Below are 21,262 nucleotides of genomic sequence, written 5' to 3'. Positions count from 1 at the left end.
AGAAGCCTAACCCGGGCATGCGGAGGAGCCGGACCCCCCGGAGGGGCCCGGCTCCAGCGACGAGGACGTCAGGAAGCGGTCGAGGCCGCGTTCTGCGCGGCGCTCTGCGGCTCGTCCTCGGCGACCCACAGCTCGTCGTCGGCGCGGAACGTCTGCCAGACGGCGTAGCCGATGCCGCCGACGGCGACCAGCGCGGCGCCGATCGCGAAGACCGTGCCGACCTTGTTCTTCTTCTTGGGGGGAGTGGTGAGCTCCTCCCAGCGCGCCTTCGAGATCTCGGCGAGCTTCGCGCGGTTCTTCGAGTCCTTGGCGGCCTCGAACGCGGCGGCGGCCGTGCCGCCCACAGCGGCGAAGGTCGGGACGACCTTGTGCTTGTAGGCGTGACGGGCCGAGGAGTAGGTGCCCTCGACGGCCGAGACACCGTTGTCGTAGACCGGCTTGACGCGCGAGTCGTACGTGTCCTTGACGAAGGGGACGAGCTCCTTCTTGGCGTACTTCGACGCGTGGCGGCGGCTCTTCTCGAGCACGGAGGCCGCGTGCGCCAGCACCTCCTGCTGCTCGCCCCAGACCGCCTCGGCGTTCTTGCGAAGACGCTTGAGGTCCTTCTTGTGCTTACGTGACAGACCCATGTTGGTCCTCCATCGGCTACGAGCAGCGAACGCCTCAATACTGCCACTCATCGATCGGCGTCCGCATCGCGCACCCAGCGCATTGACACCGGGCGTTGCAGGGGCCTACAGACGCGCTGTGCGAGAATCCGAGCATGCCTTTGCACACCGCAGTCGCGACGTTCCACACCAACAAGGGCGACATCGTCGTCAACCTCTACGGGAACCACGCTCCCAAGACGGTCCGCAACTTCGTCGGTCTCGCGACCGGCGACATCGAGTGGACCCACCCGGCCACGGGTGCGAAGACGAAGGAGCCGCTCTACAACGGCACCGTCTTCCACCGCATCATCCCCGACTTCATGCTCCAGGGCGGCGACCCGCTCGGCCAGGGCATCGGCGGCCCGGGCTACCAGTTCGACGACGAGATCAACTCGGAGCTCGACTTCACCCAGCCCTACATCCTCGCGATGGCGAACGCCGGCAAGCAGGCGGGCCGCGGGACCAACGGCTCGCAGTTCTTCATCACCGTGGCGCCGACCACCTGGCTCCAGGGCAAGCACACCATCTTCGGCGCCGTCGCCGACGAGGAGTCGAAGAAGCTCGTGCAGTCCCTCTCGGCGGTCCCCACCGACGGCCGTGACAAGCCGCTCGAGGACGTCGTGATCGAGAGCGTCGAGATCACCGAGGTCTGATCGCCTCATCCACCACTCATTCGAGGGCCGGGTCCGTCAGGGCCCGGCCCTCGTTCTCCCCGGAGGCACGTCCGTGACCCAGGTCCCGCCGAGCAGCACCTACTCCTGCTACCGACACCCCGACCGGCAGAGCTTCGTGCGCTGCCAGCGGTGCGGCCGCACCATCTGCGGCGAGTGCCAGACGCCCGCTCCGGTCGGCGTGATCTGCCCGGACGACATGGCGCAGCAGCGCGCCACCGCGCCGCGCACCCGCGGTCCCCTCCTCTCCCGCGTGCGGGCGATGACCCGCGCCGACCAGCCGACCGTGACCTACGCGATCATCGCGCTGTGCATCGTGCTGTGGATCGTCGAGATCCTCCCCTTCGTCGGCGGGCCGGCGGTCAACGCGCTCCTGTACGCCCCCGCCTACACGCTCCCCGGCTTCGGCGCCGGGTTCGAGCCGTGGCGGATGCTCACCTCGGTGTTCCTCCACAGCACCTCTCTCTTCATCGTCATCCCGTTCCACCTGGTGCTGAACATGTACACGCTGTGGGTGTTCGGCATGGTGCTCGAGCGGATGCTGGGCCGCGGGCGCTACCTCACCCTCTTCCTCCTGAGCGGGTTCGCCGGCTCGGTGGGCGTCCTGCTCCTCGCGAACCCGCTGACCCCGGTGATCGGAGCCTCCGGAGCGATCTTCGGGCTGATGGGCGCGTACCTGGTGATCCTCCGGCACCTGGGCGGTCAGGCGTCGCAGCTGCTGGTGCTGGTCGGACTGAACCTCGTCATCGGCTTCCTGCCCGGGATGAACGTGGCGTGGCAGGCGCACGTCGGCGGCCTGGTGGCGGGCGCGCTCATCGGGCTGGTCTTCACGAAGACCCGGCAGCGCGCCCAGCGGCGCACGCAGAACCTCCTCGTCGGGCTCATCGGAGTCGGCCTGGTGGCGATCACCGCGGGCGCCTACGTCCTCGGCTGATCCCGTTCCCTCCCGCAGCGGCGGGTCCGGCAGTGCCTCGCGCACTCCCGGGCCCGCCGCTCCGTCGTTCCCGCGGCGACCGTCCCCACCACTGTCCACAGGTGCTCTCACCAGGTGGGGAGAAAGTTATCCACAGAGTTGTTAACACTGGGGAGAACGTCCCGAGTGTCCTCCTCGGGATGACGACTCGGGGACGGTGGCGCATCGGAAGACCGGCGCACTGGCGCGGATCCGGGCCCTCCTCGCCTCGAGGAGTGCAGCGTGGAGGGGACCGCGGAGTTCTCCACAGGAGATTCCACAGCTGGGGATAATTACAGCGGTGTAGTTCTCCGGCGGACGGCCTCGAGTGCTGTCGCCTCACGGTCGTCGTCGTGGTGCAGCGAGGTGGCGAACCCGGCCGCCTGGAACGCGGAGGCACTCGCCGCGGCCTGATCCGCGCCGACCTCGATCACGACGACGCCGTGCGGTGCGAGCCACGCGCCCGCCTCCTGAGCGATGCGGCGGTGCAGGGCGAGCCCGTCCGCGCCGCCGTCGAGCGTGAGCACCGGCTCGTGCACCCGGGCCTCCGGCGGCATGAGCGCGATCGCCGCTGTGGGGACGTAGGGGGCGTTCACGACGACGACGTCGATCCGCCCGCGCTCGCTCGCGGGAAGCGCGTCGAAGAGGTCGCCCTCGTGGACGTCGGCGCGGCCTGCGAGCGTGCGGCGGGCGCAGGCGACGGCGGCGGGGGAGAGGTCGGCCGCGAGAAGGCGGACGTCCGGCCGCTCCTCGGCGATCGACCGGGCGAGGGCGCCGGATCCGCAGCAGAGGTCGAGCACCACGGCGCCGTCCGAGAGGACCTCCAGGGCGCAGTCGACCAGCCACTCGGTGCGCACGCGGGGCACGAAGACGCCGGGTGCGACGGGGACGCGCAATCCGCGGAAAGCGACCCAGCCGAGGATCTGCTCGAGGGGCTCGCCCGTCTCGCGGCGGCGGAGCAGCAGCTCGAGGTCGGAGGAGGAGCCGGCGGCCTCCTCGAGCAGGCCCGCCTCCTCCTCGGCGAAGACGCAGCCGACGGCGCGCAGCCGCTCCACCGACGACGAACGCCCCGTCGGCGGACCGGACGGGGCATCGTTCACGACTCGGGGAGGCTCAGCGCCAGCGCGTCGTCATCAGGAAGCCGATGAACGCGATGCCGAAGCCGATCAGGATGTTCAGGTTGCCGAGATCGGGGATCGGCAGGGTGCCCTGGCTCACGTAGAAGACGATGATCCAGGCGAGCCCGAGCAGCATGAAGCCGAACATCACCGGCTTGAACCAGACCGGATTCGGTGCGTTCTCGCCGGTCCGGGCTTCGTCGCGCTCGGGCTTCGGGCTCTTAGTCGCTCGTGCCATGCCGACCACTGTACCGGGCGGAGGCTCCAGGCCGGGAGCGCCGGGGCTGCACGGGTGCTGTGCGCGCTCGCGGAGCGGCCGGTGCGGGCGCTCGAGCGGTCCCACCGGCCCTCCTCGGGCGGAGGCTGGGGAGGGCTCTCCACAGGTCCGGAGCACGCGCCACAGCCGGTCACGGCTCGCGCCTAGACTCGTCGCATGACCGCCCAGAACCCCGACGGGGCGGCTCTGCGGCCGCGAGGGAAGCGACGGAGGGCCCGCCCGGTCCGACGACTCTCGTTCTTCGGAGTCGTCGGCGAGCTCCTGATGACCGCCGGCGTCCTGGTCCTGCTCTTCCTGGCCTGGCAGCTGTGGTGGAACGACGCAGTGATCGCCGGCCGGCAGACGACGCAGGCGGCGGAGCTCCGCGAGACCTGGGGCGACTCCTCTCCGGCCCCGCAGCCGACCGGGGCCGCTCCGACCGGGGCCGCTCCGACCGGGGCCGCTCCGGCGGAACCGGTGATCGCGACCGCCGCCGCCCTCGACACCTCCTTCGGCAACCTCTACATCCCGCGGTACGGCGAGGGGTGGGTGCGCACGATCGCCGAGGGCATCGACGCCGAGAACGTGCTCGACGAGGGGAGCATCGGCCACTACCCGGGGACGCAGATGCCCGGCCAGGCCGGCAACTTCGCGCTCGCCGCGCACCGCAGCGCGTACGGCGGAGGCATGCACCTGATCGACGAGCTCCAGCTCGGCGACCCGATCTACATCGAGACGGCGGACGGCTGGTACACCTACCGCTTCCGCAACCTCGAGTACGTCCAGCCCTCCGACGTCCAGGTGATCGACCCCGTCCCGTGGACTCCGGACGCGGCTCCGACCGACCGCCTGATCACGCTGACGAGCTGCAACCCCCTCTACTCGACGGCCGAGCGCATCATCGCGTACGGCGTCTTCGACTCGTTCCAGCCGCGGTCCGCGGGCGCCCCCGCCGAGATCGCCGCCTCGCTGGCTCAGGAGGGCTGACCGTGTACGCAGCGCTGTGGCGGCTCCTGCCCGGGCCGTGGTGGGTCCGGCTCCTGATCGTCCTCGTCCTCGTCGCGGCGGTCCTGGTCGCTCTCGACGAGTGGGTGTTCCCCTGGGTGCAGTCGCTCGTGCTGGACCGGAACGTGACCGTCGGCTCGTGACCGCCGGCGCGGCCCCGCGGATCCTGGTCGTCGACCACCACGACAGCTTCGTCTTCACGCTGGTCTCGTACCTCCGCGAGTTCGGCGCGGAGGTCGACGTGGTCGAGGGCGACGAGCTCGGGAGGGCGGCGCTCCTGGCTCGCGCGGAGGAGGCGGACGGTGTCCTGGTCTCGCCCGGACCGGGCCGCCCCGAGGACGTCCCCGCGTCGACGGCGTTGGTGCAGCGGGCGGAGGCGACCGGGCAGCCGCTGCTCGGAGTCTGCCTCGGCCACCAGGTGCTCGCCCACGCCCTCGGTGCCTCCGTCACGGAGGCACCGGAGCTGCTGCACGGCCGGACGTCGGCCGTCCTCCACGACGGAGATCCGCTCTTCGACGGCCTGCCCTCCGGCTTCGCGGCCATGCGGTACCACTCGCTCGCGGTCGACGGCGAGAGCCTTCCCGAGGAGCTGCGGGTGACGGCGCGGACACCGGAGGGAGTGGTGATGGCCGTCCGGCACCGGAGTGCGCCGCTCGTCGGCGTGCAGTTCCATCCGGAGTCGGTCCTCACTGAGGGCGGGCGGCGCCTTTTCGGGAACTGGCTGCGCGAAGTGAGGTCGGGCGGAGCGTCCGTATCGGCCGACGACACGCCCGGACTCTCGATCCCGGCCCGGTGAGGCGGAATTCGCCGGGCTTATCGGGCTGCTTATCGAGTCGGGATCGGTGAGAATGATCTGCGACCACCGTCCCCCGAAAGGGGATGCCGCCCTGAGCGCGTTCTCACGCAGAAAACCGTCACATGACGGCTAAATGGAGGTGAGCGGGAGGGCTCGTCCGGACAGGGTATGCGTGCGACCTTGTCCACCCCCTTGCACACCCCCCGATCAGGTGGCGGGATTTGACGGGTCCCCGGCGGAGGATGCGACCCTTTTTCCCTGCATAATCAGAGGGCGTCGGCAGGGGGTCGGCGCCACAAGAGAAGTCCGGGGGGACCTGATGGTCGCATCGATCTCCTGGGCTTTCTCGGGAATCCGCGAACTCGAGAATCTCGGTCCGCGCATCGTCGTCAAACCCGGCACTGTTCCGAGCATCACCGGTTCGGGATTCGGCACCGCCGATCTGAGCGTCGTGCTGATGACGGTCTCCCCGCTGCGCGTCCTCCGCGGGACGTGGCCGGCCGACGACACCTCCTTCCTCACCTTCAGCTTCCTCATCGAGGGCTTCGTGCGCATGGTCGCCCCGGACCGGACGGTGCTGCTGCGTCCGGGCTCGATCTCGTACCAGCAGGGGACGACGACGTTCACGACCGAGTCCACGACTCCGGCCACGATCCTCCGCCTCTCGCTGCGCGCCGACGAGATGCGCCGCTACGGCTTCGACACGTCGGCCCCGGTCTACGCGCTCGATCCCGACGCCCGGTCCACCCGTGCCGCCTACGCCTTCACGACCGCCTTCGCCCTCGCGGCGGAGTCCGGGACGGGGCTGCCCGGCGAGGGCGAGGTCACCGGCTTCGCGCACGTGGTCAAGCAGCTCCTCACCAGCGCGTTCCTCGCAGCGGCGAGCTCGCAGCCCGGCACCACGAGCGTCCGAGCCGCGACGCTCGGGCGCGCGCGCACGGTCATCGACCGGACGCACCGGACACCGCGCTGCACCCCGGAGGCGGTGGCCGACGCGGTCAACGTGTCCACCCGCTCCCTCCAGCGGCTGTTCGAGGACGCGGGCACCACGGTCGCGAGCGAGATCGAGCGCTCCCGCGTCGCCAGCGCCGTGGAGCTGCTGCGCCGCCGCCCGCGGGAGGTCCCGCTCGAGGCGATCGCCGCCGCGTCCGGATTCTCGTCGGCGGACCACCTCCGCCGTGCGCTCAAGCGTCGCGAGGGGCTCACCCCGAGCGACATCCGCGGCAGGATCGCGCGCCCCGCGGACGGTTCCGTGGCCGGCGAGGTCGTACGGCTCCAGCCCCCGCTCGCGGACGCGCGCCGGGCGTAGCCGTGCGCCCCGGGGCCGTCGGCCTCGCGGAGCATCGATCCCGACGGTCATCGACCGGACGGGCCCTTCCCGGTGCGGAGCGACGACCCGATCCCGCCGAGCACCGTCGATCGACGACGCAGCCGCAGCGGGCTGCAGGGCGGGTCAGCCCGCGCAGTAGCCGAGCTGGACGGTCGATCCCTGCGGGACGTCGCCCGGAGCCAGGGACTGAGTCGTGATGGGCGGGTTGGCCCGGGTGGCGTCGCAGGTCTCGTCCGGGACCTCGACCCCCACCAGCTGCAGCTTCTCGGAGGCGAGGGTGGCCAGCGCGCTGCTGAGGGACGTCCCGACGAGGTCGGGCAGCGTGACCTGGCCCGAGGAGACGGTGAGGTCGACCGGCGTGCCCGGGGCGACCTGCTGGCCCGCTCCGGGGGAGGCGGAGAGCACGACGTCTCCCGGGACGGTCGGCGAGTTCTCGCGGGTCTGGGAGCCCTCGACGAAGCCGACGGCGGTGAGCGCGTCGATGGCCTCGGCGAGGCTCTGCCCGACGGTGTCCGGCACGGCGACGGGCTGCGGGCCCTGGGACACGACGATGCGGATGACCGTCTCGGGTGCGACGATCGTGCCCGAGCCCGGATCCGTGCGGATCACCTCGCCCTCGGGAACGGTGGAGCTGTACTCCGCGACCTGGCTCGGCACGAGGTCGAGCTCGGTCAGGGTCGACTGCGCGCTGTCGTAGGTCGTCTCGGTGAGGGTGGGGACCTCCCGCGACTGCGACGGGAGCGTCGATGCGGGCTGGAGGGTCAGCACCCAGATCACGAGCGCGGCGACGATCACGGCGAGGACGACGATCGAGGACCAGATCCAGAGGACCGGCGGGCGGCGCTGGGTGCGGACGATCGAGTTGTCCTCGGCCAGCTGGCGGAGGGCGAGCTCGGAGTCGTTGACACCGCCCTGGCTGCGGGCCGCGAAGAGCGAGGTGGTCAGCTCGTCGATCGGGCGGTGGTCGGGGAGGCGTCCGGCGGCGGCGTCGCGCAGGTCGTCGCGGAACTCCGCCGCGCCCTGGAAGCGCTCGTAGCGGTCCTTCGACAGTGCGCGGGCGACGACCGCGTCGAGCGCCGGCGTGACGGCGGGGTTGATGGAGCTCGGCGCCGGCGGCGTCTCGCTGACGTGCTGGTAGGCGACGGCCACCGGGGTGTCGCCGCGGAAGGGCGCACGACCGGTCAGGAGCTCGAAGAGCACGATGCCGGCGGAGTACAGGTCGCTGCGGGCGTCGACCTGCTCGCCCTTCGCCTGCTCGGGGGAGAAGTAGGCCGCGGTGCCGAGGATCGCCGTGGTCTGCGCGACCGTCGCGGCGGAGTCGGAGACGGCGCGGGCGATCCCGAAGTCCATCACCTTCACCTGGCCCGACGGGGTCAGCATGATGTTGCCGGGCTTGATGTCGCGGTGGACGACGCCCGCGCGGTGCGAGTACTCGAGGGCGGTGAGGATTCCCTCCGTGATGCGGACGGCCTCGTCCACGTCGAGGGGGCCCTCGGCGATCAGGTCCTTGAGCAGGCGGCCCTCGATGTGCTCCATGACGATGAAGGGCCGGCGCGACTCGGCGCCGTTGTCGTCGAGCGAGACCTCCTCGCCCGCGTCGAAGACCCGGACGATCGTCGGGTGCGACATGCGCGACGCGGACTGCGCCTCCTGGCGGAACCGCAGGCGGAAGGCGGAGTCGGAGGAGAGGGAGAGCTTCAGCTCCTTGATCGCGACGGTGCGGCCGAGCCGGGTGTCGGTGCCGAGGTACACCTCGGACATCCCGCCGCGGCCGAGCCGGGGCCCGACCTGGTACCGTCCCGCGATCAGGCGACCCTCATCCGTCACGCGCACGCTCCCGCCCTGTACTTCCGTGTGGTGCGGCCCCGAGGAGCCACGGCAAGTGTACCTACGGGCCCCTGGTGTTCCGGGCGGGGGCGCGACGCGACGGCGGCGAGGCGCCCGGCCGGAGCGGTGCCCCGGCCGAGCGCCTCGCCGCTACTCGGCAGGGGTGGCCGTCGCGGTGGGCTTGGAGGTGAGGGTCGGCGCCGGGGTCGGCGTCGGCTCCTCGACGGTGACGGACAGGGTCGGCGAGGCCGCCGACTCCGACTCGCCGCAGAGCACGGTGTACGTGACGTCGATCGTGCCGGCCGTGGTGCCGGCCTGGATCGTCGCGGTCGTCGAGTTCGACGGGTTGGTGCTCGTCACGCTCGCGCCCTCGCCGGTCGCGGTCAGCCGGTAACCGCTCACGGAGGTTCCGCTCGGGCACTGGTTGTAGTTGCTCCAGGTGACGTTGAACGTCGCGCCGGCCTCGACGCTGGAGGCGGCGGGGGTGACGGTCGGCACGGCGGTCGGAGCGTCCGGCGTCGCGACCTCGGTGAAGACGGAGACCTCGATGGTCGTGCCCTTCACCACGTTCGCGGTCGGGTTCACGTCCTCGACGAGTCCGACCTGCTCGGCGGTGGGGGCGCTGGGACCGTCCGCGCGGCGGACGCCCATGCCCAGGGCGTCGAGCTCGGTCTCGACGTCGTCGAAGGAGCGCCCGACGTAGTCGGCCTTGTCGATGACGACCGTGTTCGAGGTCGGCGTCGGCGTGGGGCTCGGAGTCTCGGACGGCGTCGGCGACGGGGCCGTGCTGGTCGTCGCGGTCGGGGAGGCGGCCGGGTCGCTGCTCCCGCCGGTCGTCAGGGCGAAGATCGTGCCCGCGATGACGACGGCGAGGATCACGATGAGGGCGATCAGCGGCCAGGTCCAGGGGCTGCGCCTGCGCGGCTCCTCGGCCGGCTCCAGCGGCTCCTCGACCGGCACGAACGGAGCGGCGGCCGCGGCCGCGGGCGCTCCGGAGGGCAGCACCGTGGTCGCCTGCGTCGCGCCCTGGTTGGAGGGGAGGACCGTGGTCGCCTGCGTCGCGGGCAGGTCGCTGAGGACCGCGGGGACGGCCAGCGCCGCTCCGCGCACGTCGCCCGAGCGCAGCGCCTGGGCCGCCCGCGCGAGGTGCGCGGCGGTGGCGGGGCGGTCGGCCGGCTTCTTGGCGATGCAGGAGTAGACGAGGTTGCGCACCGGCTCGGCGACCGTGACCGGCAGTTCCGGCGGGGTGTCGTTGATCTGCGCCATCGCGATGGCGACCTGCGACTCGCCCGTGAAGGGGCGGCGCCCGGCCAGGCACTCGTACGCGACGATGCCCAGCGAGTAGATGTCGGTGGCGGGGGAGGCGGGCTGGCCGCTCGCCTGCTCCGGGGACAGGTACTGGACCGTGCCCATGACCTGGCCGGTCGCCGTCAGCGGGACCTGGTCGGCGATGCGCGCGATGCCGAAGTCGGTGATCTTGACGCGGCCGTCCGGCGTGATGAGCAGGTTGCCCGGCTTCACGTCGCGGTGCACGAGGCCCGCGGCGTGCGCGGCGTGCAGGGCGAGCGCGGTCTGCGCGACGATGTCGAGGACCTTGTCGGTCGAGAGGACGCGCTCGCGCTCGAGGACGGTCGAGAGCGCCTCGCCGGGGACGAGCTCCATGACCAGGTAGGCCGAGCCGTCCTCCTCGCCGTAGTCGTAGACGTTGGCGATGCCCTCGTGGTTGACCAGCGCCGCGTGACGGGCCTCGGCGCGGAAGCGCTCGAGGAAGCCGGGGTCGCCGAGGTACTCGTCCTTCAGGATCTTGATCGCGATGGTGCGGCCGATCACGAGATCGGTCGCCTGCCACACCTCTCCCATGCCGCCGATGGCGATCCGGGACTGCAGCTCGTAGCGTCCCCCGAAGGTGAGCCCTGTCGTGGGTCTCATTTGTTCAGCACCGCCTCTAGTACCTGTTGTGCGATGGGTGCGGCGATCAGGTTGCCGTACCCGGTCTGGCCGAGCCCCCCACCGTCCTCGACGAGGACGGTGATGGCGTACTGCGGGTCGTCCGCAGGCGCGAATCCGGTGAACCAGAGGGTGTATGGATCGTCGTCGTCGTTCTCGGCGGTACCGGTCTTACCGGCCACTGTGACGCCCCCTATTGTTGCATTCGTCGCCGCGCCGCCCTGGACGCTGGCGACCATCATGGCCTTGACGGCGTCCGCGGTCTGCGTGCTCACCGCCCGGCCGAGCGACTTCTCCTGGAACTGCTGCAGGACGCTGAGGTCCTGCGAGCGGATCGAGTCGACCAGGTTCGGCTGCATCACCTCGCCGCCGTTCGCGATCGCCGCGGAGACCATGGCGATCTGCAGCGGCGTCGCGCGCACCTCGTACTGCCCGAAGGCGGTGAGGGCCGTCTGGGCGTCGTCCGTCTTCGTCGGGTAGGTGCTCGCCTCGACCGACATCGGGATCTCGAGCTCGGTGTCGAAGCCGAACTTCTCGGCCTGCGAGCGGATGGCGTCCGCTCCCAGCTGCACGCCCATCTCGGCCATCGGGACGTTGCAGGAGAGCGAGACCGCGGTCGCCAGGGTGACCGTGTCGCCGGAGCCGCAGAGACCGCCTCCGGAGTTGATCACCTGAGAGGAGGAGCCGGGCAGCGTGTACGCCTCGACGTTGGGGAAGCTCGAGTCTGCGGTGAAGCGGCCGGACTCGAGGGCGGCCGAGGCGACGACGAGCTTGAAGACGGAGCCGGGCGGGTTGAGCGAGCCGCCGATCGCCCGGTTCACGAGGGGCTCGGAGGAGTCGTCGTTCAGCGCCCGGTAGGCGGCGAGGACGTCGTCGGTGTCGTGGGAGGCCAGCGCAGTCGGGTCGAAGGTGGGCTTCGAGACCATCGCGAGGATGCGGCCGGTGGCCGGCTCCGTCACGACGACGGCCCCCGTGTAGTCGCCGAGCGCGTCGAAGGCGGCCTGCTGGGCGACCGGGTCGATCGAGAGCTCGACCGAGGCGCCCTTCGGGTCCTGGCCCGTGACGAGGTTGTTGATCTCGTCGAAGAACTGCGAGTTCGAGGTGCCCGAGAGGTAGTCGTTGAGCGTGCGCTCGATGCCGGTGGTCCCCTGGTTCAGCGTGAAGTAGCCGGTCACGGCGGAGTAGAGCGGGCCGTTCGCGTACTGCCGCTGGAACTTGTACAGGTCGTCCGACGGCGTCGAGGAGGCGATCGGCTGACCGCCGGCGAGGATCGCTCCGCGCTCGGTCGAGAAGCTCTCGTAGAGGGTCCGCGTGTTGCGGCCGTCCTCGACGAGGGAGTCGGCCTGGATCACCTGGATGGTGGTGGTGGAGAGGAAGAGGGCCACGAACATCGTCAGCACGACGAGGCTCACCCGTTTGAGTTCTCGGTTCATCGACGGATCACACCACCAGACGAGGCTGACTGCGGACTGTGTCGGACAGGCGCAGCAGCACCGCCACGATCATCCAGTTCGCCACGAGGGAGGAGCCGCCGGCGGCGAGGAACGGCGTGGTCAGGCCGGTCAGCGGGATGACGCGGGTGACGCCTCCGATGACGATGAAGCACTGCAGGGCGATCACGAACGAGAGGCCGACTCCCAGGAGGCGCCCGAAGTCGTCCTGCCCGGCGAAGCCGATGCGGAACCCGCGCGAGACCAGCAGGAGGTAGAGGCCGAAGATCGCGAACAGCCCGGCGAGACCCAGCTCCTCGCCGAGGCTGGCGATGATGTAGTCGGACTGCGGGACCGGCGTGAGGTCCGGCATCCCCTGGCCGAGGCCCGTGCCGAGGAGCCCGCCGTGCGCGAGGCCGAAGAGGCCCTGCACGAGCTGGTAGCTGCCGCCCGGATCCGCCCCGTAGCGCTCGGCGCTGAAGGGCTCGAGCCAGTTCGCGAAGCGGTTGCCGACGTAGTCGAGCGTCTGGCTCGCCAGGAGCGCACCGCCGAGGAACAGGCCGACGCCGATGAGGACCCAGCTGGTGCGGCCGGTCGCGACGTAGAGCATGACCAGGAACAGGCCGAAGTAGAGCAGCGCCGTCCCGAGGTCGCGCTGGAAGACGATGACGCCCATCGTGACGGCCCAGACCACCAGAATCGGGCCGAGGTCGCGCAGGCGCGGGAAGCGCATCCCGAGGACGGTGCGGCCCACCATCGAGAGGGAGTCGCGGTTGCGCACGAGGTAGCCGGCGAAGAAGATCGCGAGGGCGATCTTGGCGATCTCTCCGGGCTGGAAGCTCGCCACGTCGCCGATCCCGATCCAGACGCGCGCACCGCTGACCTCGCGGCCGATGAAGGGCAGGAGCGGCAGCAGGAGCAGCACGATCGCCGCGAACCCGGCGACGTAGGTGTAGCGGAACAGCACGCGGTGGTTGCGGATGACCAGCAGCACCACGATCGCCGCCACGACGGCCAGGGCGCTCCAGAAGATCTGCCGCACCGCCACCGACTCCCAGCCGGTCGCGCCGTCGGCGATGTCGATCCGGTAGATCTCGGCGACGCCCAGGCCGTTCAGCACGGTGGCGATCGGGAGGAGGAAGGGGTCGGCGGCCGGAGCCGCGAACCGCAGCACGACGTGCACGGCGAGCACGAGCGCCGAGAGGCCGGCGCCCAGCGAGACCAGCGTGGTGTCGATCGAGCCTAGGGCGCCGAGCTGCACGAGCACGATCGCGCCGGCGTCGATCAGGCAGGCGCCGATCAGGAGCAGGAGCTCGAGATTGCGCAGCTTCTGGCGGAAGAAGCCCTGCCGCTCGGGGGCGGGGCGGGCCGTGGCCGTGGCGGCGTCCGTCATGGTGCTCCGTTCGCGTCCGTGAGGCGCTCGACGATGTCGACCGCGCCGGCGTAGGAGTCGGCGCTGATCGTCTGCTCCAGCTGCTCCACGTCGTAGGCGCGGAGGGAGTCGAGCGGGATGCCCGTGTCCTCCTTCACCTCCGAGAGCGAGAGCGGGCCGACCGACTGCTGGATGCCCTGATAGATGATCACGGTGTCCCCGTCGGTGCCGACGTAGAAGCGCGACTGCGTCCAGTCGTAGGCGAAGAGGATCCCGAGGAAGCCGATGATGAGCACGAGGGACAGGCCGACGAGCCAGGTGACGCGGCGGCGCAGGTGCCGGCGGCGGTCCTCCTCGATCAGCTCGTCGAGGTAGTCCTCGGACGCGGGCTCGAAGTGGGTGGGGCCCTGCGCGGCGGGAGCGCGGGGGTGCAGGCGGAGGCCGGGGATCCGGACGCGGTTCTGGGAGTCGTCGGTGCTGAAGGGCGTGGGCGCGGCGGCGGATCCGACGACCACCGGCTCCTCCACGGGGGCGAGGATCCGCGCGGTGTCGCCCGCCCCGGGGATGTCGAGGACGACGACGGTGACGTTGTCGGGGGCGCCGTGCGAGAGGCTGTCGCGGATCAGGCGGTCGGCCACCTGCTGCGCGGTCTCGTCGCGGCTGAGCTCCTTGAGGATCTCGTCGTGCGGGACGACGCCGGAGAGGCCGTCGGAGCAGATCAGCCAGCGGTCGTGCGGCTCGGTCTCGAGCGTCAGCGTGTCGATCTCGGGATTGGTGTGCACGTCGCCGAGGACCCGCATCAGGACGGAGCGGCGCGGGTGCGTCATCGCCTCCTCCTCCGTGATGCGGCCGGAGTCGACCAGGCGCTGCACGAAGGTGTGGTCGGTCGTGACCTGCTCGAGCCTGCCGTCGCGGAGGACGTAGATGCGGGAGTCGCCGATGTGCGCGATCGCCACGGACTCGCCGACGCGGGCGATCGCGCTGACGGTGGTGCCCATGCCGGTGAGCTCGGGGTGGTCGACCACGGCGTCGGCCAGCAGGGTGTTGGCCGCGAGCAGGGTGCGCTTGAGCTCGTCCTCGGCCTCGTAGGTGGAGGCGTAGACGCGGTCGGCCTCCGCGATGCGCTTGATCGCGATGGAGGAGGCGACGTCGCCGCCCGCGTGGCCGCCCATGCCGTCGGCGACGACGAAGAGCTGCCGGCCCGCGTAGCCGGAGTCCTGGTTGTTGGAGCGGATCCTGCCGACGTGCGAGACGGCGGCGCTCTCGCGCACCGCGCCGTGGCCGGAGCCGCTCTCCGGAGTGGGGGCCACGCGCTACGACCGCCGCAGTTCGAAGGTGGTGGTGCCGACCTTCACGGGCGTGTCCAGCGGCACCTTGGTGGGCGCGCCGACACGGCGGCCGTCGAGGAAGGTGCCGTTGGTGGAGTCGAGGTCCTGGATCATCCACTCGTCGTTCCAGAGGAGCAGGCGCGCGTGGTGGGTCGAGGTGTAGTCGTCGCGGATGACCAGCGTCGACTCGGCGGAGCGGCCGATCGTCAGCGGGTCGCCGGTCAGCTCGAGCTCGGTGCCCCGCTTGGGGCCCGAGGTGATCACGAGGCGCTGCGCCGTGTGGACCGTGGCCGCGCCTCCCTGCTCGGCGCGCTCGGCGGCGGCCTCGCGGCTCCTCCGGGCCGAGGGGGCCGACGGGGAGGCGGGCTGCGCGGGCGCGGGAGCCGGGGCGGCCGCGGCGACCACGGGCTGGGCCGCCGTCACGAACGGGGCCTCGGGCGACGCGGCCTGCGCGCCGGGCGGCAGCTTGCGCACGCGCTGCCCGAACAGGTCGGAGCGCAGCGCGTAGACGATGCCGAACACGAAGAACCACAGCAGCGCGAGGAACGCGATGCGCAGGAGGAAGAGAGTGAGCTCGCTCATAGCCGGTCGTCCCAGAATCCCTCGGAGCCGCGTCCGGCTGCCCTGCCGGACGACGGGCGGTCGGAGCGTGCGGGCGCGGAGCCCTGCACGACGCGGTAGACGATCGAGGTGCGCCCGATCGTGATGGTCTGCTCGGGGGCCAGGGGCGCCTGCGTGACGGGCCGGCCGTCGAGGGTGGAGCCGTTCGTGGACCCGAGGTCGTGCACCTGGGCGCGGGAGCCGTCCCAGAGGATCTCCACGTGCTTGCGGGACGTGCCCGAGTCGTCGACGGTGATGTCGGCGTCGCTGCCGCGGCCGATGACGGTGCGCGCCCTGGTGATCGGGTGGCGTCGGCCGTCGATGTCGAGGACGGGCGTGTAGGCGACGGTGCCCTTCACGCTGCGGGAGTCGACCTCGACCATGCCGTCGCTGAGCGCCGGATCGACGGCGAGCGAGATGTCGATCGGGCCGGGGAAGCGGAACCCCTGCTTGGTGGCGTGCTCGGTGGCGACCGTGGTGAGCTCGTCGATCAGCGTGGCGCCGAGGCGCTGCATCCGGTCGAGGTCGGTCGCGGACATCCGCAGGACGAGGCTGTTGGGGACGAGGATGCGGTCGCGGCTGACCACGGCGGCGCTGGTGTCGAGCTCCCGGCGGAGGGCGGAGGCGAGCTCGACCGGCTGCAGACCCGACTTGAAGGTCCGCGCGAACGCGCCGTTGACGACGCGCTCGAGTCCCTTCTCGAAGTTGTCCAGTATGCCCACAGTCTTCCGATCTTCCGGTTCTTCGCCTTCTCGGCGGTCGCGCACGGATCGAGATGTCTGCGCGCCCGTCGCCGCTTCCTCGTCTTGGTCTGCGCCGCGCACGGCTACGGGCATGTTACTGGGATGGTCTGGATGCGCGATCCTCCGCAGTGGTTTCGCGGCCGGAGAGCCGTGTGCGCGCTCTCTCCGCGGCGGCCCGGTGCCCGCTCCCGGGGGAGCGACGGCCCGGGGCGGCGGGTGCCGGTTCGGCTCCGGGGCCGGGGGATGCTACGATTTCTCGTCGGCGCTTCGGTGCCGCTGGTGAGCGCGAGTGGCGGAATAGGCAGACGCGCACGGTTCAGGTCCGTGTGCCCGAAAGGGCGTGGGGGTTCAACTCCCCCCTCGCGCACCAGATGACGAGCCCCCGATCGGATGTCCGGTCGGGGGCTTCGTCGTGTCGGGGGCGAGGCCGCCTGCCGTCCGGCCTGCCGGGGTCGGTGCGATGTGCAGGGGATCCGCGCGGGAGCGCTCTCCTCCGATCGATCGGGGACGGAAGACGCGGATCTCCTGCAGATCGCACCGGAGCCCGCGGTCAGCGGCGAGTGAGCTCCACGACGGGGATCGTGCGGGTGGTGCGCTTCTCGTAGTCGAGGAAGCCGGCGGAGGCGGTGGTGAAGCGGGCCCAGCCGGCGTCGCGCTCCTCCCCGGTGAGGACGCGGGCCCGGACGTCGACCGTGCCGTCGTCGGGGGTCTCGATCGCCAGGTCCGGGTGGGCGACCAGGTTGTGGAACCAGGCGGGGTGCTTCGGCGCGCCCGCCGCGGACGCGGCGAGCAGCCAGACGTCGTCGGAGGGGTGCAGCGCCATCAGCGGAGTCACGCGCTCCTCCCCGGAGCGGGCGCCGCGGTGGTGCACCAGCACGAGGCTCCTCCCGAAGCCGCCCGTGGTCACGGTCCCGCCGTTCGCGCGGAACTCCTCGATGATCGTGTCGTTCCAGTCGGCCATGCTCGTCCTCCTCGACGCGGTGCCGGCACTCGAGTGCCGGGGTCAGGCGCGGGCGCCCAGGGCGTCCTCGCGGCTGCTGCTCCCACCCGGCGGCTGCGCGCCCCCGGTGACGGCGGCGGGATCCGCCAGCGCCCGCCGCCAGGGTAGCTCCGCGGCACCGACGAGTTCCAGCCTGGAGCGCAGAGCCGCGCGCTCGATCCGCACGCCGCGCGCGAGGTCGCTCAGGGCGCGGGCGGAGACGCGGGCGGCGAGGCGCTCGCGGTCGACGGTGAGCAGCGAGCCGAGGAAGCCGCCGAGCACGACCGCGGTGGGGTTGAAGAGGTTGATGTAGGTGGACAGGCCCTCCGAGAGCAGGTCGACCTGGCGGGCGACCTCGCCCAGGACGGCGGGGTCGCGGGAGGTGCCCAGGGCGATGTCGAGCTCGTCCTGGTCGAGGACGCGGGCGCCGAGGACGTCGAGGAGGGAGCGCATCCGGACCTCGGCCTCGAGGCAGCCGCGCCGGCCGCAGCCGCAGAGGCGGCCGTTCGTGACGACGAGGGTGTGGCCCAGCTCGGCCGCGAACCCCGAGGAGCCCTGGAGCGGGACGCCGCCGATGATGACTCCTCCGCCGATGCCGCCGGCGCCGCCGGTGACGTAGACGACGTCGGCCACGCCGTGCGCGGCTCCGAAGAGGGACTCGCCGATGGCGCCGAGGGTCGCGTCGTTGCCGACGGCGACCGGGAGGTCGAGGGCCCGGCTCAGCTGGGTGGCGAGGTCGACGTCGCGCCAGCCCAGGTGCGGGGCGCGGTGGACGAAGCCGGAGTCGGCCTGGACCAGGCCGGGGACGGCGACGCCCGCGCCGACCAGCGTGCGCAGCGACTCCCGCTCGGACCGGAAGCCCTCGACGATCCCGGTGACGACGCGGACCACCGTGGCGGGGCTCGCGGGCTTCGGGGTGTCGAAGCGGACGCGGCGCAGCAGCTCGCCGTGCAGGCCGACCAGGCCGACGATGATCGCGTCGGTGTCGAGGTGGACGCCGACGGCGGCGAACCGGTCGCCGGGGACGACGGTGGCGCTGGGGCGGCCGATGCGGCCGTCGGGCGCGGTGGTCTCCTCCGAGACCCAGCCGAGCTCGCTCAGCTCGCCGACGAGGTTCGCGACGGCGGAGCGGTTCAGCCCGGTGAGGCGGCCGAGCTCGGCGCGGCTGGTGGGCCCGGAGCGGTGCACCAGCGTCGCGAGACTCGCCAGGTTCGTGCGGCGCAGCAGCGCGTTGCTGGAGGCTCCGACTGCTCCTGCCATGATCGCGCCTGTCTGTCGCTGGACCCGGACGGGTCTCGGATGCACTCGGGCGCGGCCTCCCGAAGGAAAGCCGCGCCCGAGAACTGTAGAAGAAAGGACCGCGAGCGTCCCCCCGACTTCGCTCAGCGGCCGGAGCCGGCCCGCCCGCCCCTCCGCTCGCTGCCCGGAGCCGCGTGCTGCGCGCCCGCCACCCTGCGAGGTTCCGAACGTCTCGCTGGAGGTTGCGGTCTCGCTAGCGGCCGCCGGCGCGGCGCTTGTTGAAGATGTCGAACGCCACCGCGAGCAGGAGCACGAAGCCCTTGATCGCCATCTGCCAGGCCGCGTCGACCGAGAGGATGGACAGGCCCATGTTGAGCACGCCCATCACGAGTCCGCCGATGACGGCTCCGACGACGGTGCCCACGCCTCCCTGGACGGCGGCGCCGCCGATGAAGACCGCGGCGATCGCGTCCAGCTCGTAGTTCTGTCCGGCCGAGGCGACCGCACCGCCGGCACGGGCGGTGCTGACGATGCCCGCGACTCCGGCCAGTGCGCCCATGTTGACGAAGATGAAGAAGTTGACCCACTTCGTCTTGACGCCGGACATCATCGCGGCGAACAGGTTGCCGCCCATCGCGTAGATGTGGCGGCCGAAGACCGTCCGGCCGAGCACGAAGCTGTAGGCGAGGATCAGCACGGCGAGCACGATCAGGATGATCGGGGTCCCGCTGTAGCCGGCGAGCAGCCAGGCCAGAGCCATGATCGCGATGACGGCGATGGCCGACTTCGCGACCAGCGAGCCGATGGGCTCGCGGGGCAGCTCGAGGCGGCGGAGAGTCGCGCGGCTGCGGAGCTGCTGGGCCACGAGCACGACGCAGACGATCAGGCCGAGGACCAGGGTGAGCGCGTCGCGCCCGGCGATGCCTCCGAGGACGCCCGGCAGCCAGCCGGCGCCGATCGCGGTGAACTCGGTGGGGAGGCCGTTGATCGTTCCGCCGGTGAGGAGGACGAGGGTGAAGCCGCGGAAGATCAGCATGCCCGCGAGGGTCACGATGAACGCCGGTATGCCGACGAAGGCGACCCAGAAGCCCTGCCAGGCTCCGACGGCGGCGCCGGTGACGAGGGCGACGATGACGGCCGCCCACCAGGGCAGGCCCCAGTTGTTCATCGCGATCGCCGAGATGGCGCCGACCATCGCCACGACCGAGCCGACCGAGAGGTCGATGTGGCCGGCGATGATCACCATCACCATGCCGATCGCGAGGATCAGCACGTAGGCGTTCTGCTGGATCAGGTTGTTGACGTTGCCGGGCAGGAGCAGGCGCCCGCCGGTCAGCACCTGGAAGAGCAGGATGATGATGGCCAGCGCGGCGAGGATGCCGTACTGCCGGAGGTTGATGGTCAGCCGGCGCGAGCGCTTGGGCGGGGTGGAGGGCGTGTCGGCGGGTGTCCCTGCCGGAGCTGTGGTGGTCGTGGCGCTCATCGGGCCTGTTCCTTTCCGGCGGTCATGTAGTGCATGAGGTGCTCCTGGGTGGCGTCGGCGCGATCGATCTCGCCCGTGATCCGTCCCTCGGAGATGGTGTAGATGCGGTCGGCGAGGCCGATCAGCTCGGGCAGCTCGGACGAGATGACGACGACCGCCTTGCCCTGGGCCGCGAGCTCGTTGATGATCCCGTAGATCTCGTACTTGGCTCCCACGTCGATGCCGCGGGTGGGCTCGTCGAGGATCAGCACGTCGGGACCGGAGAAGATCCACTTCGAGAGGACGACCTTCTGCTGGTTGCCGCCGGAGAGCTTCCCCGTGACGGCCGAGACGGTCGGCGCCTTGATGTTCATCTTCGAGCGGTACGAGTCGGCGACCTTGTACTCGCGGTGCTTGTCGATCACGCCGAGCCGGGCCAGGCGCGAGAGCGCGGCGGCCGAGACGTTGACGGTGATGTCGCCGATGAGGTTGAGCCCGTAGCGCTTGCGGTCCTCGGTCGCGTAGGCGAGGCCGTTGCGGATCGCCTCGTCGACGGTGCGGGTCTGGATCTCCTTGCCGTCCTTGAAGACACGGCCGGAGATGCCGGTGCCGTAGCTCCTCCCGAAGATGCTCATCGCGAGCTCGGTGCGGCCGGCGCCCATCAGGCCCGCGAAGCCGACGATCTCGCCGGCGCGGACGGTGAAGGAGGCGTCGTCGACGACCACGCGGTCGATGTCGACCGGGTGGTGGACCGTCCAGTTCTCGACGCGCAGCTTCTCCTCGCCGATCTGCGGGTCGCGCGGCGGGAACATGCTGTTGAGGTCGCGGCCGACCATCGCGCGGATGATCCGGCTCTCGGACGCCTCCTCGCCGGCCATCGGGAAGCTCTCGATGGTGCGGCCGTCGCGGATGATCGTGACGGTGTCCGCGATGGCGCGGATCTCCTTCAGCTTGTGGCTGATGATGATGCAGGTGATGCCCTGCTTGCGGAGCTGGTCGATCAGGCCCAGCAGGTGGTCGCTGTCCTCGTCGTTGAGGGCGGCGGTGGGCTCGTCGAGGATGAGGAGCTTCACCTCCTTGGCGAGGGCCTTGGCGATCTCGACGAGCTGCTGCTTGCCGACGCCGAGCTCGAGGATCTTGGTCGCGGGGCTCTCGGCGAGGCCGACGCGGGCGAGCAGCTTCGCCGCCTCCGCGTTGGTCGCGTTCCAGTTGATGACGCCGCGGGTCGACTTCTCGTTGCCGAGGAAGATGTTCTCGGCGATGGAGAGGTAGGGGCTGAGGGCGAGCTCCTGGTGGATGATCACGATGCCGTCGGCCTCGCTGTCGTTGATCGACCGGTACTGCGCCTCCTCGCCCTCGAACTCGATGGTGCCCTCGAAGCTGCCGTACGGGTAGACGCCGGAGAGGACTTTCATCAGGGTCGACTTGCCGGCGCCGTTCTCGCCGCAGATGGCGTGGACCTCGCCGGGCTGGACCGAGAGCGAGACGCCGTCGAGAGCGCGGACGCCGCCGCCGAACTCCTTGACGATGTCGCGCATGATGAGGATGGGACTGGCC

At 71.3% G+C, this 21,262-nt stretch carries 20 protein-coding genes and 1 tRNA gene; 7 read left to right on the top strand and 14 right to left on the bottom strand.

The features are described 5' to 3' along the window. Window positions 1-68: 68 nt before the first annotated feature. Complete coding sequence (locus C5D44_RS07620) at window positions 69-629, bottom strand: hypothetical protein (RefSeq protein WP_104255643.1); 561 nt, start codon at window positions 627-629, stop codon at window positions 69-71. 134 nt (window positions 630-763) lie between these two features. On the opposite strand from C5D44_RS07620, the gene C5D44_RS07615 reads away from it, so the two are divergent. After that, a complete protein-coding gene (locus C5D44_RS07615) occupies window positions 764-1,303 on the top strand; it encodes a peptidylprolyl isomerase (RefSeq protein ID WP_104222669.1) in 540 nt (179 codons plus the stop codon). Window positions 1,304-1,376: 73 nt separating this feature from the next. After that, window positions 1,377-2,255 carry a rhomboid family intramembrane serine protease gene (locus C5D44_RS07610; protein ID WP_104222668.1) on the top strand — a complete coding sequence of 293 codons (879 nt, stop codon included), beginning with the start codon at window positions 1,377-1,379 and terminating at the stop codon, window positions 2,253-2,255. Window positions 2,256-2,566: 311 nt separating this feature from the next. On the opposite strand, the gene C5D44_RS07605 is transcribed toward C5D44_RS07610, so the two are convergent. Together C5D44_RS07605 and C5D44_RS07600 are read right to left on the bottom strand one after the other, a co-directional pair. Then, window positions 2,567-3,373 (bottom strand): putative protein N(5)-glutamine methyltransferase, encoded by an 807-nt coding sequence (locus tag C5D44_RS07605; protein WP_181118469.1) that lies wholly within the window; start codon window positions 3,371-3,373, stop codon window positions 2,567-2,569. Window positions 3,374-3,386: 13 nt separating this feature from the next. Continuing rightward, a complete protein-coding gene (locus C5D44_RS07600; protein ID WP_104222667.1) occupies window positions 3,387-3,629 on the bottom strand; it encodes a cell division protein CrgA in 243 nt (80 codons plus the stop codon). A 195-nt stretch (window positions 3,630-3,824) separates the two neighbouring features. Here C5D44_RS07600 and C5D44_RS07595 point away from each other — a divergent pair, with 195 nt between their 5' ends. From C5D44_RS07595 to C5D44_RS07585, 4 genes are all read left to right on the top strand, one after another. Then, window positions 3,825-4,634, top strand: coding sequence for a class E sortase (locus C5D44_RS07595; RefSeq protein WP_104281307.1), 810 nt, complete (start codon window positions 3,825-3,827; stop codon window positions 4,632-4,634). A gap of 2 nt (window positions 4,635-4,636) precedes the next feature. After that, window positions 4,637-4,795 carry a hypothetical protein gene (locus tag C5D44_RS18020; protein WP_167299010.1) on the top strand — a complete coding sequence of 53 codons (159 nt, stop codon included), beginning with the start codon at window positions 4,637-4,639 and terminating at the stop codon, window positions 4,793-4,795. Next, on the top strand, window positions 4,792-5,448 hold the full coding sequence (locus C5D44_RS07590) for an aminodeoxychorismate/anthranilate synthase component II (RefSeq protein ID WP_104281306.1): 657 nt from the start codon (window positions 4,792-4,794) through the stop codon (window positions 5,446-5,448). The genes C5D44_RS18020 and C5D44_RS07590 overlap by 4 nt, the downstream gene beginning before the upstream one ends. A 319-nt stretch (window positions 5,449-5,767) precedes the next feature. Further along, a complete protein-coding gene (locus C5D44_RS07585) occupies window positions 5,768-6,757 on the top strand; it encodes a helix-turn-helix domain-containing protein (RefSeq protein WP_181118468.1) in 990 nt (329 codons plus the stop codon). 144 nt (window positions 6,758-6,901) lie between these two features. Here C5D44_RS07585 and pknB read toward each other — a convergent pair whose 3' ends face one another. The 7 genes from pknB to C5D44_RS07550 form a co-directional block, all read right to left on the bottom strand. Further along, window positions 6,902-8,605: a Stk1 family PASTA domain-containing Ser/Thr kinase gene (gene pknB / locus C5D44_RS07580; protein ID WP_104222663.1), complete on the bottom strand. Its 1,704-nt coding sequence runs from the start codon at window positions 8,603-8,605 to the stop codon at window positions 6,902-6,904. Window positions 8,606-8,755: 150 nt separating this feature from the next. Continuing rightward, window positions 8,756-10,534, bottom strand: a complete 1,779-nt coding sequence (locus C5D44_RS07575; protein ID WP_104281304.1) for a serine/threonine-protein kinase — start codon at window positions 10,532-10,534, stop codon at window positions 8,756-8,758. Continuing rightward, window positions 10,531-11,985, bottom strand: a complete 1,455-nt coding sequence (locus tag C5D44_RS07570; RefSeq protein WP_104281303.1) for a penicillin-binding protein 2 — start codon at window positions 11,983-11,985, stop codon at window positions 10,531-10,533. The genes C5D44_RS07575 and C5D44_RS07570 overlap by 4 nt, the downstream gene beginning before the upstream one ends. A gap of 7 nt (window positions 11,986-11,992) precedes the next feature. After that, window positions 11,993-13,375, bottom strand: coding sequence for an FtsW/RodA/SpoVE family cell cycle protein (locus C5D44_RS07565; RefSeq protein WP_104281302.1), 1,383 nt, complete (start codon window positions 13,373-13,375; stop codon window positions 11,993-11,995). Next, window positions 13,372-14,664 (bottom strand): Stp1/IreP family PP2C-type Ser/Thr phosphatase, encoded by a 1,293-nt coding sequence (locus C5D44_RS07560; RefSeq protein ID WP_258065230.1) that lies wholly within the window; start codon window positions 14,662-14,664, stop codon window positions 13,372-13,374. Before C5D44_RS07560 ends, C5D44_RS07565 begins: the two co-directional genes overlap by 4 nt. 3 nt (window positions 14,665-14,667) lie before the next feature. After that, the gene (locus C5D44_RS07555) at window positions 14,668-15,264 is read right to left on the bottom strand and encodes an FHA domain-containing protein (protein ID WP_104225776.1); all 597 of its coding nucleotides are present in this window, start codon (window positions 15,262-15,264) and stop codon (window positions 14,668-14,670) included. Further along, window positions 15,261-16,004 carry a DUF3662 and FHA domain-containing protein gene (locus C5D44_RS07550; RefSeq protein ID WP_104275495.1) on the bottom strand — a complete coding sequence of 248 codons (744 nt, stop codon included), beginning with the start codon at window positions 16,002-16,004 and terminating at the stop codon, window positions 15,261-15,263. The genes C5D44_RS07555 and C5D44_RS07550 overlap by 4 nt, the downstream gene beginning before the upstream one ends. 304 nt (window positions 16,005-16,308) lie before the next feature. Here C5D44_RS07550 and C5D44_RS07545 point away from each other — a divergent pair. Then, a tRNA-Leu gene (locus C5D44_RS07545) sits at window positions 16,309-16,395 on the top strand. 180 nt (window positions 16,396-16,575) lie between these two features. On the opposite strand, the gene C5D44_RS07540 is transcribed toward C5D44_RS07545, so the two are convergent. The 4 genes from C5D44_RS07540 to mmsA form a co-directional block, all read right to left on the bottom strand. Continuing rightward, window positions 16,576-16,986, bottom strand: a complete 411-nt coding sequence (locus C5D44_RS07540; RefSeq protein WP_104281301.1) for a nitroreductase/quinone reductase family protein — start codon at window positions 16,984-16,986, stop codon at window positions 16,576-16,578. 42 nt (window positions 16,987-17,028) lie between these two features. Further along, complete coding sequence (locus C5D44_RS07535; protein ID WP_104281300.1) at window positions 17,029-18,264, bottom strand: ROK family transcriptional regulator; 1,236 nt, start codon at window positions 18,262-18,264, stop codon at window positions 17,029-17,031. Between the two features lie 232 nt (window positions 18,265-18,496). Then, window positions 18,497-19,726, bottom strand: coding sequence for a multiple monosaccharide ABC transporter permease (mmsB, locus tag C5D44_RS07530; RefSeq protein ID WP_104281299.1), 1,230 nt, complete (start codon window positions 19,724-19,726; stop codon window positions 18,497-18,499). Beyond that, window positions 19,723-21,243 (bottom strand): multiple monosaccharide ABC transporter ATP-binding protein, encoded by a 1,521-nt coding sequence (gene mmsA, locus C5D44_RS07525; RefSeq protein WP_104281298.1) that lies wholly within the window; start codon window positions 21,241-21,243, stop codon window positions 19,723-19,725. The genes mmsB and mmsA overlap by 4 nt, the downstream gene beginning before the upstream one ends. Between the last annotated feature and the right edge of the window lie 19 nt (window positions 21,244-21,262).

Source organism: Rathayibacter sp. AY1B5 (assembly GCF_002932795.1).
In the GTDB taxonomy this organism is placed as follows: Bacteria; Actinomycetota; Actinomycetes; order Actinomycetales; family Microbacteriaceae; genus Rathayibacter.
The sequence above is the reverse complement of the archived record's forward strand: the minus strand, read 5'-3'. Positions and strand labels throughout refer to the sequence as shown.

Excerpts from the sequence above, each read along its gene's own strand:
- C5D44_RS07555 (WP_104225776.1), bottom strand. The coding sequence starts at position 15,264 with ATGAGCGAGCTCACTCTCTTCCTCCTGCGCATCGCGTTCCTCGCGCTG.
- C5D44_RS07570 (WP_104281303.1), bottom strand. The coding sequence starts at position 11,985 with ATGAACCGAGAACTCAAACGGGTGAGCCTCGTCGTGCTGACGATGTTC.
- mmsB (WP_104281299.1), bottom strand. The coding sequence starts at position 19,726 with ATGAGCGCCACGACCACCACAGCTCCGGCAGGGACACCCGCCGACACG.
- C5D44_RS07615 (WP_104222669.1), top strand. The coding sequence starts at position 764 with ATGCCTTTGCACACCGCAGTCGCGACGTTCCACACCAACAAGGGCGAC.
- C5D44_RS07595 (WP_104281307.1), top strand. The coding sequence starts at position 3,825 with ATGACCGCCCAGAACCCCGACGGGGCGGCTCTGCGGCCGCGAGGGAAG.
- C5D44_RS07540 (WP_104281301.1), bottom strand. The coding sequence starts at position 16,986 with ATGGCCGACTGGAACGACACGATCATCGAGGAGTTCCGCGCGAACGGC.
- C5D44_RS07585 (WP_181118468.1), top strand. The coding sequence starts at position 5,768 with ATGGTCGCATCGATCTCCTGGGCTTTCTCGGGAATCCGCGAACTCGAG.
- mmsA (WP_104281298.1), bottom strand. The coding sequence starts at position 21,243 with ATGCGCGACATCGTCAAGGAGTTCGGCGGCGGCGTCCGCGCTCTCGAC.
- C5D44_RS07565 (WP_104281302.1), bottom strand. The coding sequence starts at position 13,375 with ATGACGGACGCCGCCACGGCCACGGCCCGCCCCGCCCCCGAGCGGCAG.
- C5D44_RS07600 (WP_104222667.1), bottom strand. The coding sequence starts at position 3,629 with ATGGCACGAGCGACTAAGAGCCCGAAGCCCGAGCGCGACGAAGCCCGG.
- C5D44_RS07535 (WP_104281300.1), bottom strand. The coding sequence starts at position 18,264 with ATGGCAGGAGCAGTCGGAGCCTCCAGCAACGCGCTGCTGCGCCGCACG.
- C5D44_RS07620 (WP_104255643.1), bottom strand. The coding sequence starts at position 629 with ATGGGTCTGTCACGTAAGCACAAGAAGGACCTCAAGCGTCTTCGCAAG.
- C5D44_RS07575 (WP_104281304.1), bottom strand. The coding sequence starts at position 10,534 with ATGAGACCCACGACAGGGCTCACCTTCGGGGGACGCTACGAGCTGCAG.